At 59.8% G+C, this 15068-nt stretch carries 19 protein-coding genes and 1 pseudogene; 15 read left to right on the top strand and 5 right to left on the bottom strand.

Annotation, left to right across the window (positions count from 1 at the left end):
• Nucleotides 1–168: 168 nt before the first annotated feature.
• The 5 genes and pseudogenes from I6F16_RS19145 to I6F16_RS19125 all read left to right on the top strand — a co-directional run bounded on the left by I6F16_RS19145 (nucleotide 169) and on the right by I6F16_RS19125 (nucleotide 4350).
• Nucleotides 169–552, top strand: coding sequence for a hypothetical protein (locus tag I6F16_RS19145; protein ID WP_036027515.1), 384 nt, complete (start codon nucleotides 169–171; stop codon nucleotides 550–552).
• 950 nt (nucleotides 553–1502) lie between these two features.
• Nucleotides 1503–1727, top strand: coding sequence for a hypothetical protein (locus I6F16_RS19140; RefSeq protein ID WP_050996022.1), 225 nt, complete (start codon nucleotides 1503–1505; stop codon nucleotides 1725–1727).
• Nucleotides 1728–2051: 324 nt separating this feature from the next.
• Entirely contained in the window at nucleotides 2052–2453 is a 402-nt protein-coding gene (locus tag I6F16_RS19135) for a response regulator (RefSeq protein ID WP_225148449.1), read from the top strand.
• A gap of 321 nt (nucleotides 2454–2774) precedes the next feature.
• Nucleotides 2775–2991 (top strand): annotated as a pseudogene (locus I6F16_RS19130) (hypothetical protein).
• Nucleotides 2992–4110: 1119 nt separating this feature from the next.
• On the top strand, nucleotides 4111–4350 hold the full coding sequence (locus I6F16_RS19125; RefSeq protein WP_036027512.1) for a hypothetical protein: 240 nt from the start codon (nucleotides 4111–4113) through the stop codon (nucleotides 4348–4350).
• Nucleotides 4351–4680: 330 nt separating this feature from the next.
• Here I6F16_RS19125 and I6F16_RS19120 read toward each other — a convergent pair whose 3' ends face one another.
• From I6F16_RS19120 to I6F16_RS19110, 3 genes are all read right to left on the bottom strand, one after another.
• Complete coding sequence (locus I6F16_RS19120) at nucleotides 4681–4959, bottom strand: DUF1488 family protein (RefSeq protein ID WP_036027511.1); 279 nt, start codon at nucleotides 4957–4959, stop codon at nucleotides 4681–4683.
• A gap of 149 nt (nucleotides 4960–5108) precedes the next feature.
• Nucleotides 5109–5405: a hypothetical protein gene (locus I6F16_RS19115; protein WP_036027509.1), complete on the bottom strand. Its 297-nt coding sequence runs from the start codon at nucleotides 5403–5405 to the stop codon at nucleotides 5109–5111.
• Nucleotides 5398–5664 (bottom strand): hypothetical protein, encoded by a 267-nt coding sequence (locus tag I6F16_RS19110; protein WP_036027549.1) that lies wholly within the window; start codon nucleotides 5662–5664, stop codon nucleotides 5398–5400. Before I6F16_RS19110 ends, I6F16_RS19115 begins: the two co-directional genes overlap by 8 nt.
• Before the next feature lie 370 nt (nucleotides 5665–6034).
• Between I6F16_RS19110 and I6F16_RS19105 the strand changes: the two genes are divergently transcribed.
• The 9 genes from I6F16_RS19105 (at nucleotide 6035) to I6F16_RS19075 (ending at nucleotide 13691) form a co-directional block, all read left to right on the top strand.
• The gene (locus tag I6F16_RS19105; protein ID WP_036027507.1) at nucleotides 6035–6220 is read left to right on the top strand and encodes a hypothetical protein; all 186 of its coding nucleotides are present in this window, start codon (nucleotides 6035–6037) and stop codon (nucleotides 6218–6220) included.
• Nucleotides 6221–6226: 6 nt separating this feature from the next.
• A complete protein-coding gene (locus I6F16_RS38025; protein ID WP_275945346.1) occupies nucleotides 6227–6361 on the top strand; it encodes a hypothetical protein in 135 nt (44 codons plus the stop codon).
• 2405 nt (nucleotides 6362–8766) lie between these two features.
• Nucleotides 8767–9174 carry a hypothetical protein gene (locus I6F16_RS19100; protein ID WP_036027504.1) on the top strand — a complete coding sequence of 136 codons (408 nt, stop codon included), beginning with the start codon at nucleotides 8767–8769 and terminating at the stop codon, nucleotides 9172–9174.
• The gene (locus I6F16_RS19095) at nucleotides 9171–10172 is read left to right on the top strand and encodes a tail fiber protein (RefSeq protein ID WP_036027503.1); all 1002 of its coding nucleotides are present in this window, start codon (nucleotides 9171–9173) and stop codon (nucleotides 10170–10172) included. Before I6F16_RS19100 ends, I6F16_RS19095 begins: the two co-directional genes overlap by 4 nt.
• A gap of 2 nt (nucleotides 10173–10174) precedes the next feature.
• Complete coding sequence (locus I6F16_RS19090) at nucleotides 10175–10843, top strand: hypothetical protein (RefSeq protein ID WP_225173943.1); 669 nt, start codon at nucleotides 10175–10177, stop codon at nucleotides 10841–10843.
• On the top strand, nucleotides 10755–11006 hold the full coding sequence (locus tag I6F16_RS38020) for an HGGxSTG domain-containing protein (RefSeq protein ID WP_085972289.1): 252 nt from the start codon (nucleotides 10755–10757) through the stop codon (nucleotides 11004–11006). The genes I6F16_RS19090 and I6F16_RS38020 overlap by 89 nt, the downstream gene beginning before the upstream one ends.
• Before the next feature lie 55 nt (nucleotides 11007–11061).
• Entirely contained in the window at nucleotides 11062–11571 is a 510-nt protein-coding gene (locus I6F16_RS19085; RefSeq protein WP_081492973.1) for a DUF488 domain-containing protein, read from the top strand.
• On the top strand, nucleotides 11543–12319 hold the full coding sequence (locus I6F16_RS19080) for a hypothetical protein (protein ID WP_036027501.1): 777 nt from the start codon (nucleotides 11543–11545) through the stop codon (nucleotides 12317–12319). Before I6F16_RS19085 ends, I6F16_RS19080 begins: the two co-directional genes overlap by 29 nt.
• A 601-nt stretch (nucleotides 12320–12920) precedes the next feature.
• Nucleotides 12921–13691 carry a hypothetical protein gene (locus tag I6F16_RS19075; protein WP_157786019.1) on the top strand — a complete coding sequence of 257 codons (771 nt, stop codon included), beginning with the start codon at nucleotides 12921–12923 and terminating at the stop codon, nucleotides 13689–13691.
• An 11-nt stretch (nucleotides 13692–13702) separates the two neighbouring features.
• On the opposite strand, the gene I6F16_RS19070 is transcribed toward I6F16_RS19075, so the two are convergent.
• Together I6F16_RS19070 and I6F16_RS19065 are read right to left on the bottom strand one after the other, a co-directional pair.
• Entirely contained in the window at nucleotides 13703–14212 is a 510-nt protein-coding gene (locus I6F16_RS19070; RefSeq protein WP_225173971.1) for a thermonuclease family protein, read from the bottom strand.
• A gap of 227 nt (nucleotides 14213–14439) precedes the next feature.
• A complete protein-coding gene (locus I6F16_RS19065; protein ID WP_036027495.1) occupies nucleotides 14440–14694 on the bottom strand; it encodes a helix-turn-helix transcriptional regulator in 255 nt (84 codons plus the stop codon).
• Nucleotides 14695–14752: 58 nt separating this feature from the next.
• On the opposite strand from I6F16_RS19065, the gene I6F16_RS19060 reads away from it, so the two are divergent.
• On the top strand, nucleotides 14753–15061 hold the full coding sequence (locus I6F16_RS19060) for a hypothetical protein (RefSeq protein WP_157786018.1): 309 nt from the start codon (nucleotides 14753–14755) through the stop codon (nucleotides 15059–15061).
• Nucleotides 15062–15068: the final 7 nt, after the last annotated feature.

Genomic DNA, 15068 nt, shown 5'->3' with positions numbered 1-15068 from the left:
TCACCCCACCCTCTATGGGGTGTGGGGTGTGGTGAGGAAGGGAAGCGCCGAGACTGCAGGTGGGGAGCAGGTGGGGAATAGGTGGGGGAGTGAGACGTGGCAGGGGTGCCGACGACGATTGCGTGAGTTGCTTTCCGAGTTGAACGAGCCACAGCCACAAAGGACGACATGAGCACCAACCCGACCCCTGAAACGACCAAGGAAATCAAAGTTGAAGCCAAGCAGAACCATGCCGCTCCCGAGCCCAAGCCTCGGATGCCGGCCGGCGTCGTGGTGTCGCTGCCATCGCACAGCGACGAAGAGCGATTTGAATGGACCGTCAACAATGAGGACGTGCTTTTGGCGGAACAGAGGACGACAGCAGTTTACGTCAACCGTTGGGGCCAGGCAGTCATCCGGCAAGAGCGGAATTGGGACGAGGAGTCCGACCCGTTCATGACGATCGACCACGCGCATTTGCCGGTGGTGATTGCTCGGCTCCAGGAGATCGCAAACGCTCCGCTTGACCGTGACGAGCCCGAGCCGGGCCAGGCCGCGGGAGGGCTGCGCTAATGCAGACGAGCGATTATCCCGAGAGCCCGGGCTTTAAGGCTGCCGGCACGTCCCAGGAGGCCGCTCAGGCTGTCGCGGGCCACGCCAAGAACCTCCGCGCTCGCGTGCTCGGTGCCATCGCGTCCGAGCCGGCCGGCCTCTCTGCCGACGCTGTAGCCGATCGATTGGGCGCGTCGATCCTGTCCGTTCGTCCCCGCGTGTCCGAGCTCCATCGGTCTGGGGAGATCCGCCGCAGCCAGGAGCGCGTAAAGAACAGCTCGGGCATGCCCGCGGCTGTGTGGGTGGTTTCTCCGCCGTTGCAGAACGGTGGGGGTGCACGATGACGGTTTATGGTGCTCGCACGATAAACCCCGCAGCGCGACTGCACGGGGCGCTAAAGGCCGCCGTCAAGCGCTCGATCGTCGTCTTAGCCGGGGTGCTCGATCCAAAGCGGCGCTTCCTTCGCGCAGCTGGCGGTTGTCTCTTCTGCCGAGGTCAGCATGCAATCCGCTGAGGAGATCACATGGAGAGTGCTCACACCGTACGATCCTCGGGAGGGTATTAGCCTGGCGACGGCAGCCAAGAGGGCCGGTAAGTCCGATACGACGATCCGGAATTGGTGCCAGCAGCATGGTCTCGGCCGGCGCGTGGGAGGAGGCGTTTGGATTGTGAGCCAGGTCGCTCTCGCGATGTTCTTGGATGGCGATATGGCGGCGCTCGCTGCGTACCATGCGGGCGACCACTCGAGGTCGGAAGTTGCTCGGTACTTCGAGCGCTTCGGCCTGCCTAAACCGAAATCTTCCGCTTTCGGGAGGTGACCGGACGCGCAGACCGTCTGCGAAGGCAGCTTTTGGGCCCTTCGCAGACCTCCCTCCCGGCCATTGCTGGCATCCGATAACCGCCTCGAGGTCTCTGCTGCCCGCGAGGGAGTGGACGGGCGGGCTAGACTCACTCTTTTGAGGCGTTCTAAAATGTTCGCGGGAACGGCGGCGCAGACCGGAGCGCAGGTGCAAGAATACAGAGCCTATATCTTCGATCAGAAGGGCCACATCACCAGCCGGATCGATCTCCTATGCGAGAATGTTGAAGAGGCGCGCCAACGTGTGAAGCAGCTCGTGGATGGCGACGCGATCGAGCTATGGCAGGGCAACCAGAAGATCGAGCGGCTCGAACCGCCGCCACGTGCCCAGCCCTGAAGGGGCGTGAGGATTGCGCTAAATCAAGCCGGGCGGCGCTGACCGCCCTATGTTGAGCAGCATGTCTCAGATCCTGTTCACCTGCCCGGCAACAGCCATGAAGGTCCAGTGCGAGCTGGACTAAAGCAGTGCGACCTCTGAGGTCGAATATACGCAGATTGCCTGCCCGGCCTGCGCCCGCCTGCACCTGGTCAACCGTAAGACGGGAAAGCTGCTAGCTTCGAAGCCTTGACGAATCCCTGGGGGGAGTGGGCGCCGGTTCCGGTTCGGAACTTTTGTTCAATTTTGCACTTATCTGTTCTGCCGCGGTGTCGCGCAATAAGGATGGGGCCGGTGCAAAGCGAAATGCTGTTGGTCCTCATTCTGGAAGACGAGGTTCTTGTCCAGGATATGGTTCGAGATGCCCTGTCCGACGGTGGATTTGCAACGCAGGTTGTCTCGTCAGGAGAGGAAGCGATTCAGCTCCTCGAAGCAGATAGCACCAAACACCGCGCTCTATTGACCGATATCAACGTTCGCGGTTCGCTATCAGGCTGGGACGTTGCCAAACGCGCCAGAGAGCTTAATCCAGACGTACCGGTGATTTACATGACCGGGGCCGCAGCAGACGAGTGGCCTTCTCACGGCGTGCCGAACAGCGTCCTTTTGCACAAGCCATTCGCGCCCGCCCAGGTCGTGACAGCCGTGTCTCAGCTACTCAACCAGACGCCGTGCCCGCACGCGTAACGTTCTTGCAAACCCTCTCGCTCCAGCGAGCGGTTGACAGGGAGCGGACTCGCGGCCCGAGGGGGTGCACTGGCATCGAGCCTACAGTTTAGAGAGTACACGTAGGGTAGACTCAAACTTTGGACCCGCTTGCTAGCGGCCGTCCCCATTGCCCCGGCTGCCGCGAGTGCGGGCCGCCGTCTGGGATTGTCTTGGTTCGAGGCGGCCCGCCTGCCGTTCTCCCGGACAAAAATGAGCGAGCGACACGGAACTTAACAAGTTTTATTTTATTTAATTTATATATAATCTGATTTAATAGATTAATTATAGGAGGTCCACGCCATGCCCGGCCAGGATGACGATCGCCGCGAATTTCTCAAGACGTGCGGCAGGTTTGCCGCTGTGACTCCTCCCGCCATGACGCTCCTGCTCTCGACGTCTCTCACGACGGCCCATTGCAAAATCCGGCGCCGGACCTGCCGGCCCTCGCGGCAACAACGGCAAAGGCAATGGCGGCGGTGACGGCAGCCCCAATGGGAAGCCCGACAAGGACCGCTGAGTCACCGACACTCGCTCCCCGGGGGAGATGCAATGCAAGCCAGACGCCGCGACGTAGATTGGCACTTCGCCTCTTTCGTGGTGATGCTGCTCTGGCTAGCGTTGATTTGCGCCACACTCCTCGCGGTGCTTTTTGGTAGGCACACCTAAGACGAGTGGACGGACCGGGTTTGCCGGGACACATGGACTTTGATCTAAATCAAACAGCCTCCCGACCCACGTAATTGCCTACGTTGAGCTGCACCGGGAGGAGCAGGGAATGTTCAGTAATCGCCCTACGTGGATGATGCATCTATTGGCTTGTGCAATAGCCGCCATCGGTCTCCTCGCGATTCTTTCGATGGCGCTGGGGCCCTCTTGAGGAGAGCGAACCGGCACCCTGAGGGAGAGGACGGTTCCGTTATCCCAGCTAAATGCACCGATCGAGCTTGCTCGTTACATTCGCGAGAATGACCGAGCAATCGCGACGACTCGAGCGACTTGCGCGGACCCAAGCTACTTTAACAGGCGAGCCCCGCGCAAAGCAGGTTCTGCTTGAGATGGCGGACGAGTATCGCCGTCGAGCCGAAAGCCGACAGCACGCGCAAACCGAGCTGGAGCCATTTCCTGAAGAGTGGTGGGCGTCCCCCTGAGAGTGGACTCTGTCTCTGGCGGTGGAACCAAATTGATCTGTGTTAGTTTTCTTGGATCACTGGCTTAGGCTCTGCCCGTAGGCGCCGGTGGCTGAGAGATGTTCGCGCTCCCGCTGCTGCTAAAGGGAGCCGCGCTGTGTTGAGCACGCTCAAGATCATGAGCGACTACGTCGAACGTCGACGGCTTATCGCATCATACGAAGCAGAGATGATCGCACGATCGCGCGAACAGTTGGCCCGCTCAGAGGCGCTGTTGCGCGCGCCCATCCCGTCGTTGTTCTTGGCAATCACACCTTCATCCCCTGTCCGAAATTGCAGGAGCCCACTTCTCCGTCCTGCGGGAGCGAAGGGGACGCAGACCGGGAACCCATAGGTCGGTTGCCACGTTTTCCCGAGCGCGGAAATCACCGCGTTCCAGGCGAGTGACCGGCTCGCATCCCCCATTGCCCGCGACCTGGTGCCTCTCCTACCTCAGGCGGAGCAGCTCGATGAAGTACCTTCTGGTGATCGTCAGCTTTGGACTGCTCACATCGCCCTCTTTTGCCGATCCCTGGAAGGATGAAAGCGGCAAGGGTCGCTGGGGCTACGATCGTGGACCTTACCGGGCCTACAACTACGATCGCGAATACACGCAAGAGTACCGCCGGGGCCCCTGCAAGATCGAGCGCAAATGGGGCAAGCACGGCGAGTACAAGGAAGAGACCAAGTGCAAGGGCTATCGCGACTGACCTGAGAGGAGCGAGCGCGGAACTTGTGATCCGGTTCACACGCCACGTCTCATTGCGAGCTAGTCTCCGCCGATGGTGACGCCTGACCAGACCCTTGTTCGATGCCCGAGGTGCAAGAACTGGCCGATGCCTCTGCACACGATCTCTTAACCGCGACGAGGCAATTGGCCGACCCAATTCGTATGCATTCACTGCGGACATAGAAAGGAGGGCCCTTTGATCCATCCCGGAGAACGGGATCGCGAGCCAATGTTCTGAGAGGAGTGGCCGGGAGCGGCGGCCAGCCCTGAGGGAGTGCATTGTCGGTCCGCTCGGGGTTGCCAATGTCCCTTACCTGCTAAAATCAATGCTCCGCAGCACGATGCCGGGCGGGATGCCTTCGAACTCGCAGGCACGGTATTTGCTCGCGGCGCAGGCTTCGATGCGGTCTCGCAGGCGGGCGAACTGGGCTTCGCGGTGCTCGGGAGCGACCTTCGGACCGCGTTCAAGATCGTCCATTGCGGTCGTCGAGATTGCGCAACCGATCTCACGCGGGCCGTCCTGCATGGAGAACAGCACGATCATCCGGTCATATTCAAGGCCGATATAGCGGCTGCTGGTGAGGGGCATTTACGAACTCCTGTGCGGTCGGTTCGATCCCTTGTCCCACCTTCGCCATGCCTTCGGCGAGGCAGGTCTCAACCGATACAGGCAGTCCGCCCCCGGCATCACTTCCGCATCTTGCGCGCGTAAGGCGCCCCGAGCGGCCGGAAATTGCCTCAGCTCTCCTCAGACAACCGGGCGAAATCATCGAACAGCGCGGAGACCAGCGCGCGGTGGCGCGTGTCCTCCACCGGCAGGCTTGCGACATAGAGGTTCAGCAAATAGCGCGCCTTGACTGCGGCTTCGGACCAGGACGCGGCGGGCACCGTCATCAGGCGGTGTTCGAGATCGGCCTCGCGCTCCCGCAGCTGCCGGACATTGTTCTCGACCTCGGCCAGCGCGCGGCGCAGGTCGGTGACCTTCTGCGCGGCCATGCCGCGATGCTTATCGAGATCGACCGGGTGGTCAGTCATTGGCGGCGCTCGCGTCCGCCGCTTGCGCGTTCGCAAGATCGACCGAGCCGATCGACAACATCTCCGTGACGCCGCACGCACCTTCGGCGGGCAAGGTGATCATCGTGGCAACGCGGCGATATGCCGAGAAGGTTAGGCCCTCGATCGTCTCCTCGTCCGTGACGATCTCGTAGGCGCCGGCCGGCAACAGGCGCTCGATGGCGCGGATACGGAACGGGCGCTTGAAGTGGACGGTTTCTCGCCGCGAGCGGATGGTCATGCACGCCTGCCTTTCGCAAGTGAAGCCCCAACCGATGCTGGCGGTCGCGACCATGCGCCCTTCGCGCCGCAATAGCCAGCACTATCGGGCCCCGCCGGCAAACAAAGATGTCACAGCGGAGCCATCGCCCGCGCGGCATTTAACGCTCGCTATTGACTCGGCACGGGCTTAGGCTCGCTGCCATCACCGCACATCTCAACGGCTTCGACCGGTGACTGAGGGTCACGTGTGCTCCCGCCGAAGGCCCCGCAGGAGCATTTGATGTCGCGTCTTCGTATCTCCGAATGGATCGTGCCGCCGGTGATCGTTCCGTTGTTTCTACTGCTTCTCGTGTGCGGAGCCGCCATCCTCAATGGCTAGGACAACCCGGGTGCCGTATCTGGTCAGTGGGACCAACGAATACGGAAGCTCCAATCTCGGCCGCGGCAGTGCGGCAGTCGCGCTGCGGTTCGCACGGAAGCTGCTGCGCGAAGGCTACATGGACGTCAGGGTCTGCACCCCGCGTGGACGGGTTCTGCAGCCGGACGAACTCGACGAACTCAAACCGGAAAAGTAGAGCGACATGGCGAAGGGCCAGCAACGTGGCAATCGCGAAGCCAAGAAGCCGAAGAGGGAAAAGACCAAGGTGATCGCGGCGGCGCCGAGCCGCAAGGAAGCCGTTTGGCAGCCGGATTTCAGGCCTGCAAAGAAGAAGTAGCAGGGACCTGACACCCGGCAATGGAGTGTAGTGGTCCTAGCCCCCTTTCGGAACATCGCCCGGCAAATCCTCTCGAGGAGGAATCAAATAGGAAGGACGTTCAGCATGACAATGGCTAGAACAGGTACGTGGAAGGCCGCGCTTTTCCTTGCATCAGTGTTCGGTGCAGCAGCGTCGGCTTTCGCGGCGGAGCCGAACTGCCGTTCAATCGAAAGCACCAGCGCGCGCCTCTCCTGTTACGACGCAGCCTTTCCTCCAAAAGCGAGGAAGCCCTCCGGGACCAGTGCCGACTCATCGTCGGTCGAAAAGGACCCTTTCCTTGCGGAAGAAGCTCGCACCTCAGCGAAGTTAAAAAATATTTGCCGTGGTTGCTGAGTTTCATGGTTGCCGGTGCATTCCAAATAGCTCCAACTTCAGAGGGCCAGTAGGATGACGAAAGAGGACGCCAAAGGTCGTCGAGTGGGCCGCCAGCGAAAGCGTGCTCTTCACCTGGCTGGCACGGTGATAGATGAAAGAGCAGACGCCTCCGCGAGCTCCAAGGTTCAATCGACGAGAAAGCAGCGTCTGCTTGAAGGGCCTGCGGAATTTCGAGCGGACCGCGTTGATCGTTCTAGCCAGAGATCGGGGGGCGACGAGTGATCTAGCCAGCTGCGAAACCCCGGGGCCAGTTTGCAACGGGATGCCCCCTGGCATTCACCGCATCGGGAACAGTCATTGCCGAATGGTGGCAAGGCCGCTCGGCGGCGGCGAACTCTCTCGGCTTGCAGCTTGCAGATAGTTCCCGCCAGAATCGAAACAAAGCGCTCGCTATTGGGCAAATAAAGGCGCACTGTCTCACTACCATCGAGCGGCCCTCAGCATCTATCGGTGGCGTGAACGCAAATTGCGCTCCCGCTCAACCCCAAGCGGAGCGTCAAACATGCCGACTCAACGGTCCCCAGGACAATCCTTGACATTCGAATACCGCCTCGCGCAGGAGGCGATCAACCTCCGCTTACAGGCGAAGGGGATGCCCGCTGGCGTCCGCCGCACGGAGCTTCTGCGAAAGGCCAGGCAGATCGATGCTGCCGGAGAGGTCAACAAGTGGCTGACCTCGCCGGGACTACAGCCGCCATCTTGAATTTGGGCCTCGCTTTTGTCCGACCTGATGAACTTCAGCATGCCACGAGAAGACCAACCTTTATCGGGATTTTACTCTCACCCTCCCGAGGCTGTTAATCCGCCGCCTGCGCTTTTATTTAAGCGGGCGGCGTTTTTCTTTGCGCGCACCGTCAAGGGGCTGATCCCGATTCCTTTGGCTTTCTAGGAACGCCGCTGTGAGAATAGCTTTAAGCTTAATCACCTTTTCGGATCCCTAGGCTACTATCGGCTGAGAGCTGGTTGCTCCCGCCCGCAAGCCGCTGGATGCATATGTGCAAAAAGTGCGACCAGATAAACAACGAGATTGAACAGTTCCGCAGGTTGATAGCACCGGAAATGGACGCGCTTAGCTTGGCGATGATCCGATGCGCAATCGAATTGCTAGAAGATGATAAGGCGGCCTTTAAGTGCCGCGGGAGCGCGCGCAACTAGGTGCGCCCTCCGTTCGCAATCTTAGTCGATGTCGCCTCTTGGCCCGTGGCGGCCAAGGCCGCCCGCCGCCTAGACGTCGGCTGTGAGGGGTAGACCGGGACGCAACCGAGATCAGGCCCAAGACTCGTCTCTCGGCCTGTGCTATCGAAGCCAATGAGAGCAATTTCAGTCACATGTTTGGTCCTGATCTGGGCCACCTCGGCAGCGGCCCAAACGGCGGCGCGACAGCAGCCTCAGCACGGCATTGTTTCGCGGCAGGCTATTGCAGGAATGACAATGAGCTTCTCGTTTCTAAGCTCAAGGCCCTGCGTTAGCCTCTTCGATAATCCAGAAATCCGACTTAAGGACGTTCCGCAGGGAGCGGCTTCAATCCTTGTGCAGCTTACCCAAGCTGATCACGAATACGGCGGCCAGGAAGTGCCCCTGCCAAAGAACGGCATCCTTGCGGCTGGCGCTCTTCGGACGTTCGGACCTTGCAACCCCGGTGTCTACCAATATGAGGTGACCGTTAAGTCGGCTGCTGGGGAAGTACTGGGACGGGCGCGGCAATCGCGTTCGTTCCCCGATGATATCGAATCCAAAGCGCCGTCGAACTAGCTACCCTGCAGGGGAGAACGATTGGCCAGCTATCAAGCCATAGCGGACCTCGCGATTCTAAGGGTTCACTGTCGCTTGCACCCCAGGAGCAAACCCTTTGCTTATAGTTTCGCGACCAATACGCGCGCGAGGACGGCACAGAAGCGGCAAAGTCCGCAAGATCAGCAGCATTGACATGGTAGAGATCGGTCAACCCTCGTACTGACAATCTCATGCAATCTGCATGAGGACGATCAATGGACGACCCCGCCACATTCGAGCAACTGATCCAATTTCGTGCCCCTGCGAACCTGTCAAAGGCGATCGACAGGGCCGCGAGCCAGCGTTGCCAATCAAAATCGGACTACATCAGACAAGCGTTGGTCGACCGCCTCCAGGCGGACGGCGGCTCTCCTCTCGGCGAGCAGCAGTATTGCTTGGTCCGGGGCGGCGAGCTGATCACCACCAGCTTTAAGACCTCCAAGGCCGACATTGACCGCGTTGGCGGCGATGCAGCTTGGCTTCCGATCGAGAACGAGGACACCGAGCCCTTCGACCCCGCCAAGCACTGGCGGTTGAAGCCGCTGCCCCTTCGCCTGGATTCCACGCGCGGCATCGTGGTGCGGACCTATCCCGTCATTGCCAAGTGTCAGGAGCACGCATGACCGGCGTTGCATGGTGGTCCCAGACGGCGGCGAACAACGCGACCTATGACCCCAGTCTGTCGTGGGCTGAGGGCATGGCGCCCAGCAGCGTGAACGACAGCGCACGGGCCATGATGGCCTCCACGAAGAAGTGGGCCGATGACATCGCAGGCGCGACCGTCACGGGGGGCAGTAGCACGGCCTACACGTTATCGACCTTCCAGAGCTTCGACACGTTGGCCCGCCTCAACGGGCAGGTGGTTGGCTTCACGCCGCATGCCACAAATGGCGCGACCGTGACACTCAACGTTGACGGTCTCGGAGCGAAGCCGCTTCGCTCGGCTCCATCCGTCGAACTCCCGGCTGGTGTTATTGTGCAGGGCACTCCCTACGTTGCGGTCTACAACAGCAGCGATGCGGCTTTCTACCTGCAAAACTTCTACGGCAATCCGTACAATGTGCCCATTGGCGGCATCATGCCCTATGCGGGAGCGACCGCGCCCAATTCGAATTTCGTGTTGCCCCATGGGCAGGCGATCAGCCGCACGACCTATCCGGCTGCCTTCTCGCTGATGGGCACGACCTATGGGAGCGGGGATGGCTCGACCACGTTTAACGTGCCCGATCTTCGCGGGCGCGTCGTGGCGGGTGTCGATACGATGGGCGGCTCGGCTGCCGGTCGGCTGACCGATATAACATCTGGATTTGGCGATGTCCTTGGAGAGACCGGAGGCGCTCAAAGCGTTACACTGACCGCGTCACAAATTCCCTCTATTACATCGACCGTTTCGACCAGCGGCACGCTGACCGGCCAGACCAACAGCTTTCTAGTTGTGCAAAATACCAGCACCACTGGCGGCGGCGGGTTCACCCTAGCAGGCAGCGTCGCGAACCAGAACATTGGTGTCTCTGTCAGCGGCTCGATGAGCGGTTCTGCGACCTCCAACAACACCAGCGGAGGAGCGCACAGCAACGTGCAGCCCACGATCGTCCTGAACTATCTTCTGAGGATCATCTGATCGTGGCACGTAAGGTCAAGAAAATCGCTGCCCCTGCTAAGCAGGTATCAGCGACATCGGCACCAGAGACCAAGGCAAACGTTGCCTATTGCCCTCCTCCGGATGAGTTCGACACCAGCGTACCTGAACTGAAGCATCTGGGTGGGTCCAAGTCAGACCAGTGGAATCTGATGCTCTGCAATCAGGTCATCAGTACCGCCTGGTACGGACGCAATCCGCAGCCCGGCAAGGATCTGGACGACAAGAGGACGGCCATTCTCGCCTTCATGGCGGGAGTGAACCCGAAGGATACGATCGAGGGCATGATGGCAGCCCAGCTCTTCGCGTCTCACGCAGCTGCCATGGAGTGCTATCGGCGAGCGATGCTCCCTGACCAGAGTGTCGAGGGCAAGCAGATGAACCTCACTCTGGCAGCCAAGCTGACGAAGGCCAATGCCGAGCAGGCCGCAGCGCTGTCGAAATACCGCGGCAAGGGTCAGCAAAAGGTCGTCGTCGAGCATGTGCACGTCTACCAGGGCGGCCAAGCGATCGTCGGACAGGTCACCCCAGGGGGGTCTATGAAGAATTTGGAGGCTCAACCCCATGCTATTGGATATGCAGAACGCTCCCCGATGCGGTGCGAGGACGAAGCGCAGGAACGGAAAGCCCTGCCAGTCGCCGGCAATGCCTAATGGGCGCTGTCGGATGCATGGAGGTCTTTCGCCGGGTGCTCCGAAGGGCAACCAAAATGCCTTCAAACACGGCCGGTATTCGGCGAAGTACATAGCCGAGAGGCGGCGGCTCACGGCCTTGATGCGGGAGATGCGGTGTGCCGCGGCGGAGCTTGCGTCGTGAACCGGTTGTCAATGACTGGAAAATATGATTCGAGGCTCTCCTTTGAGGGTCAGAAATGAAGCTGTTTACTGCTGGATACGAGGGCAGTTCGCCTAGCGAACTATTCGAATGCCTGCGACAGAGCGGCGTAAAACTGCTGATCGACGTTCGGGATGTTCCGATTTCACGGAAACGCGGCTTCTCGAAGACGTCACTGGCCGCAGGTTTGGCATCCGTCGGGATCGATTATCTGCACCTAAAGGGGTTAGGCGATCCGAAGCCCGGCCGGGTCGCCGCTCGCGAAGGCCGTTACGCGGAATTTCGCAAGATCTTCGGCGCTCACATGCGTACGAGTGCGGCGCAGCAAGCACTAGCTACAGCTGTATCGAAGGCTTCGCTCAATCATGCCTGTTTACTTTGCTTCGAGCGTGATCATACAAATTGCCATCGGAGCATTGTGGCCGAATCAATGATTGGCCTTAAACCTTTTTCAGTAGTGCATTTGACGCCCAACGCTCCATCCAGATCTATCATAGCGAAGGAGCGCGTTTTCCCTCGTGCCGGAGCAGTTGCCCACATCGGGTGAGGCGGAAGCAGTCGTCATCGTAAAGGCGGCGCCACAGGTTGGCCGCAGACACGGGGAGACCGTCTGCTGTGCTGGGATCGATATCTACGGCAATTGGCTCAGGCTGTACCCTGTAGCTTTTAGGACCCTGGATCACTCGCGCAAATTTGGCAGGTGGGACCTTATCCGTTTCAAGTGGCGGCTTCCGAAAGATGATCGTCGGTCGGAGAGCCGCCGCATCGATCAAGATTCAATCGAGATTATCGGAGATCTTAAGCCGTCAGAGCGCAGCCGGTTTCTTGCCAAAGCCGTAGTGACCAGCCTCAATCGCGAACGCCAGGCCGGGAAGAGTTTTGCCTTGCTCAAGCCGCTCGAGGTGATGTCATTCCGCTTTGAAAAAAAGAGCCAGAAGGACGTCGACGACGAGAAGGAGACGTTCGACGCAATACGCACCCAAAGCGATCTTTTCTCGAAGCAGGTCGTTCGCAGCTACATTCCCTGCCCATATCTATTTAAATACCGGTATCGAACGGATGACGGTCTTCGCGAGGGTACCTGCCAGGACTGGGAGATTGAAGCAACATTCCATAAGTGGTCGCGGCTCTATGGTGAAAGCAAAGCTCTAAGTGAAATGCAGCGGGTATTCGGTGAAGAGTTGCCGAAGAAGGGAATGCTACTCGCGATGGGCACTCACTCGCTGCATCCAGATACATGGCTGATCAATGGGGTGGTGCGGCAGGATGACATCCGGCAGCAATCAATGTTCTAAGAGTCCTAAGGAGCGGGAAAAATCTTAGGCCACCCCTCAACTCGCGCTAATTGCAAGTTGTCGTGCTCATGATGCCGGTACGCATGGTGTTACACACCACAGGATCGGCTCTTGTCGCCGCGACTGGCGGGACGTAGGGCGCATTGCTCCCTCCACCACCCCTCAAGCTTGCCACCTCGACCCGCTGCCTGTCCGCCTCCATTGCGAGCCTCTGAGCCTCGCAGCCCGTGGCTCCTGAGCGAGCCAGGCAGTCCTTATAGGCAGCTACTGAGGCGTCGTACGAATTGTTGGCCTGAACGTTTCGGACCACGCCGCAGCCTGACAGGACCATTGCGGCAAGCAGAGCGGAAACAGGCAGTACAGGGCAATAGACTGGATATAATCGGTTCATGGCAAAGCTCCCCCTAGAGGGGATTCAACCGGAACGGGCGAGCGAAAGCAACAGCCGCGTCCTCGCAAAAGAGGGCTGTTCGTCCATGAGGGGTTAAATTCGCTTTCGTAAGCAAATTCAAAGGCATGTTTTCGGCTCAATGCGGAGGTCTGGCAAGTAGATTGCCCAGGTCATAAGCTGCATCTGGGACCCGGAAGAGGGAGACGCTTCGTGGAAAGCGGCGAGGATGACAACGAGGAGGATAGGACTCCCAAGTTGAGGCTCGTCAGAGGCAACCCGAATGCTCGTGCCGATCGACAGATTGAACTGGCCAAGAGCGAAGTCCAGAACGCACTTTCTCAATTCGCCGCCGCACTGCTTCGTACGATGGCGGGCAACGATACGGAAGCGGTCTATCTCATCCGTCGTCTGGCTCTCGTCGTGGAGGCGATCAACAAGTTTGAGAAACATGCGGATCGGGGGATGTCGGCTGCGGAGTTGCAGGAGGCGCTGTGCTTGCCGCAAGCCGAGATGGATTGTGCGGCGGACGATGATTGGCGCTATCGTCGCTGGCGCCGCGAGGACGGCTTCGACGATATTGTGAAGGGCGCACTCCGCCTGGCGGCACATAAGCTCCTTGGCGAGGATCCGGCCTTCGGCGGGATGCATTCCGAGAGAGTAATCGAGCGGGGCATAAAGACGCTCGAGGAGCTAAGGCGCCCTCCGCCCCCAGCCCGACCACGATCGAGGCATACAAAGGACTTGGCCGGCAGTTGGGAAGATCTTGTCCTCAGTCGAACTACAGAGAAACCCAAGCGCAGGTTTGGGGAGCGGCTGGGGTCAGCGCCCAAGGCCTCCGTCCGAAGGTCGACGCGCCGACGGGCCGGGTTCGACGAAGACGATCTGAAGGAGCTTCGAAGGGCGATCAAGGCGAAGGACAACAAGCGGATTGCCGAGCTGACGGCGAAGATTGGCCGTCCCAGTTTCGAGGACCCCAAATAGCGGCGGCCCGATCAGGGGCGATCGTTGGCCTCGTCAGAGCACGCAGCCGGTCTGCCGCCCGCCTTCATGCAAGTGCGGTATTGCCACGGCTCGGCGAAGCTTCCAACCCAGATCCCGAGGTTGGTCTTCTCTGCACTGCGCTGCGCGTCCTCATACTTGCCCTTGGAGTACTTCGGCCAATCGAGCGCGTGACCGTTCGCGACAAGCCAGTGTCCGATGTCGGCGCCGGGCGTTCCGAGTGAGCATGTCGCCACCGTGCGCCCGTACTGGTCTCGATCAACCGGAGAACAGGTGACGGGTCGCTTGATAGCCCAGAACAGTCTTGCGAGCGCCGTCGCGGCAGCGCGTCCGCACTGGTACAGCTTGCTGTCATCGTTCCGACAGAGCTGATCACTCTCCGGAGCGTCGATACCCCAGAGCCTGATGCGCTGGCCATGGATCTCGATCGTATCGCCGTCGATCACGCTGGCCTGCCCGATTATGTCGTCCGCGAGGGCCGCAGGAGCGGATAGAACCGACATGGCCAGCGCGAGCCCGAAAATTCGATTTATGGCGAATTTCTGAGGAATTTTTTGTCCTTTGAAATCAGGCCTCTGCGGCAATTCTGATGTCAAAAAATCTTCCTTTTATGGCGTGGGTAAGTTCGGGGGATTTTTCGAAACAGCCCGCACGGCAAAAGGCTCTTTTGGAGCTCGCAAGTAGGGGGCCTGGGGCCCCAAAAGGGGTGGGGTACTTCTGAATAAAAAAATCAACGCTTCCGCTTCCTCATCCTCACACCGGCGCCGCCGCCATTCTCTGGGATGAACTCGACGCCGGCTTTCTCGAGCGCAGCCACGAGTGCGTCACCGGTCTCGGCCCTGCCGCCAACCTCACCATCCGCAGCTTCCAATCTCTTGACGGTCGGAACCGATACGCCCGACTGAGTGGCCAAATCGTCCTGCGACCAACCGAGCAAAGCTCTAGCCGCTTTAATCTGGCGAATTGATACTTTTAGTATTGACATGGACTCCTTCCTTGTGAGATACTTTTCGTATCAGATAGCAAGTCAACGAGCAACCCAGATGAGCAAAGACGCCTCTCCGGTGAACGGCGGAGCTATGCCTTCAGCCATCCTCGCAATCTCCAACCTCACCGACGAGCAGACGGGCAGGCTCAAGCGCGATGTCTATCAGGCACTCGTCCGCCGCGAAGCCATGCGGACCTTTGGCTCGACCGCTCCCCGCTATCTGCGCCAGGCGGCGAAGCTCTACCGCGACCACGTCGCCCAGCAGCTAACGGCTTGGCGCCAGCGCCATGGTCTCGCTGTCTCGACCTCTCTAGTTTCGGCTTACGGCCGCCCGCAAGAGGGTGTGCGCCGTTCAACCTTTTGAGGAGAAT

This window comes from Bradyrhizobium sp. IC4060 (assembly GCF_020193715.1).
In the GTDB taxonomy this organism is placed as follows: Bacteria; Pseudomonadota; Alphaproteobacteria; order Rhizobiales; family Xanthobacteraceae; genus Bradyrhizobium; species Bradyrhizobium yuanmingense.
The sequence above is the reverse complement of the archived record's forward strand: the minus strand, read 5'-3'. Positions and strand labels throughout refer to the sequence as shown.

Coding starts and splice junctions, on each gene's coding strand:
- I6F16_RS38025 (WP_275945346.1), top strand. CDS start 6,227: ATGGCGAAGGGCCAGCAACGTGGCAATCGCGAAGCCAAGAAGCCGAAG.
- I6F16_RS19125 (WP_036027512.1), top strand. CDS start 4,111: ATGAAGTACCTTCTGGTGATCGTCAGCTTTGGACTGCTCACATCGCCC.
- I6F16_RS38020 (WP_085972289.1), top strand. CDS start 10,755: ATGCTATTGGATATGCAGAACGCTCCCCGATGCGGTGCGAGGACGAAG.
- I6F16_RS19070 (WP_225173971.1), bottom strand. CDS start 14,212: ATGTCGGTTCTATCCGCTCCTGCGGCCCTCGCGGACGACATAATCGGG.
- I6F16_RS19065 (WP_036027495.1), bottom strand. CDS start 14,694: ATGTCAATACTAAAAGTATCAATTCGCCAGATTAAAGCGGCTAGAGCT.
- I6F16_RS19100 (WP_036027504.1), top strand. CDS start 8,767: ATGGACGACCCCGCCACATTCGAGCAACTGATCCAATTTCGTGCCCCT.
- I6F16_RS19095 (WP_036027503.1), top strand. CDS start 9,171: ATGACCGGCGTTGCATGGTGGTCCCAGACGGCGGCGAACAACGCGACC.
- I6F16_RS19120 (WP_036027511.1), bottom strand. CDS start 4,959: ATGCCCCTCACCAGCAGCCGCTATATCGGCCTTGAATATGACCGGATG.
- I6F16_RS19135 (WP_225148449.1), top strand. CDS start 2,052: ATGGGGCCGGTGCAAAGCGAAATGCTGTTGGTCCTCATTCTGGAAGAC.
- I6F16_RS19085 (WP_081492973.1), top strand. CDS start 11,062: ATGAAGCTGTTTACTGCTGGATACGAGGGCAGTTCGCCTAGCGAACTA.
- I6F16_RS19115 (WP_036027509.1), bottom strand. CDS start 5,405: ATGACTGACCACCCGGTCGATCTCGATAAGCATCGCGGCATGGCCGCG.
- I6F16_RS19060 (WP_157786018.1), top strand. CDS start 14,753: ATGAGCAAAGACGCCTCTCCGGTGAACGGCGGAGCTATGCCTTCAGCC.
- I6F16_RS19140 (WP_050996022.1), top strand. CDS start 1,503: ATGTTCGCGGGAACGGCGGCGCAGACCGGAGCGCAGGTGCAAGAATAC.
- I6F16_RS19145 (WP_036027515.1), top strand. CDS start 169: ATGAGCACCAACCCGACCCCTGAAACGACCAAGGAAATCAAAGTTGAA.
- I6F16_RS19110 (WP_036027549.1), bottom strand. CDS start 5,664: ATGACCATCCGCTCGCGGCGAGAAACCGTCCACTTCAAGCGCCCGTTC.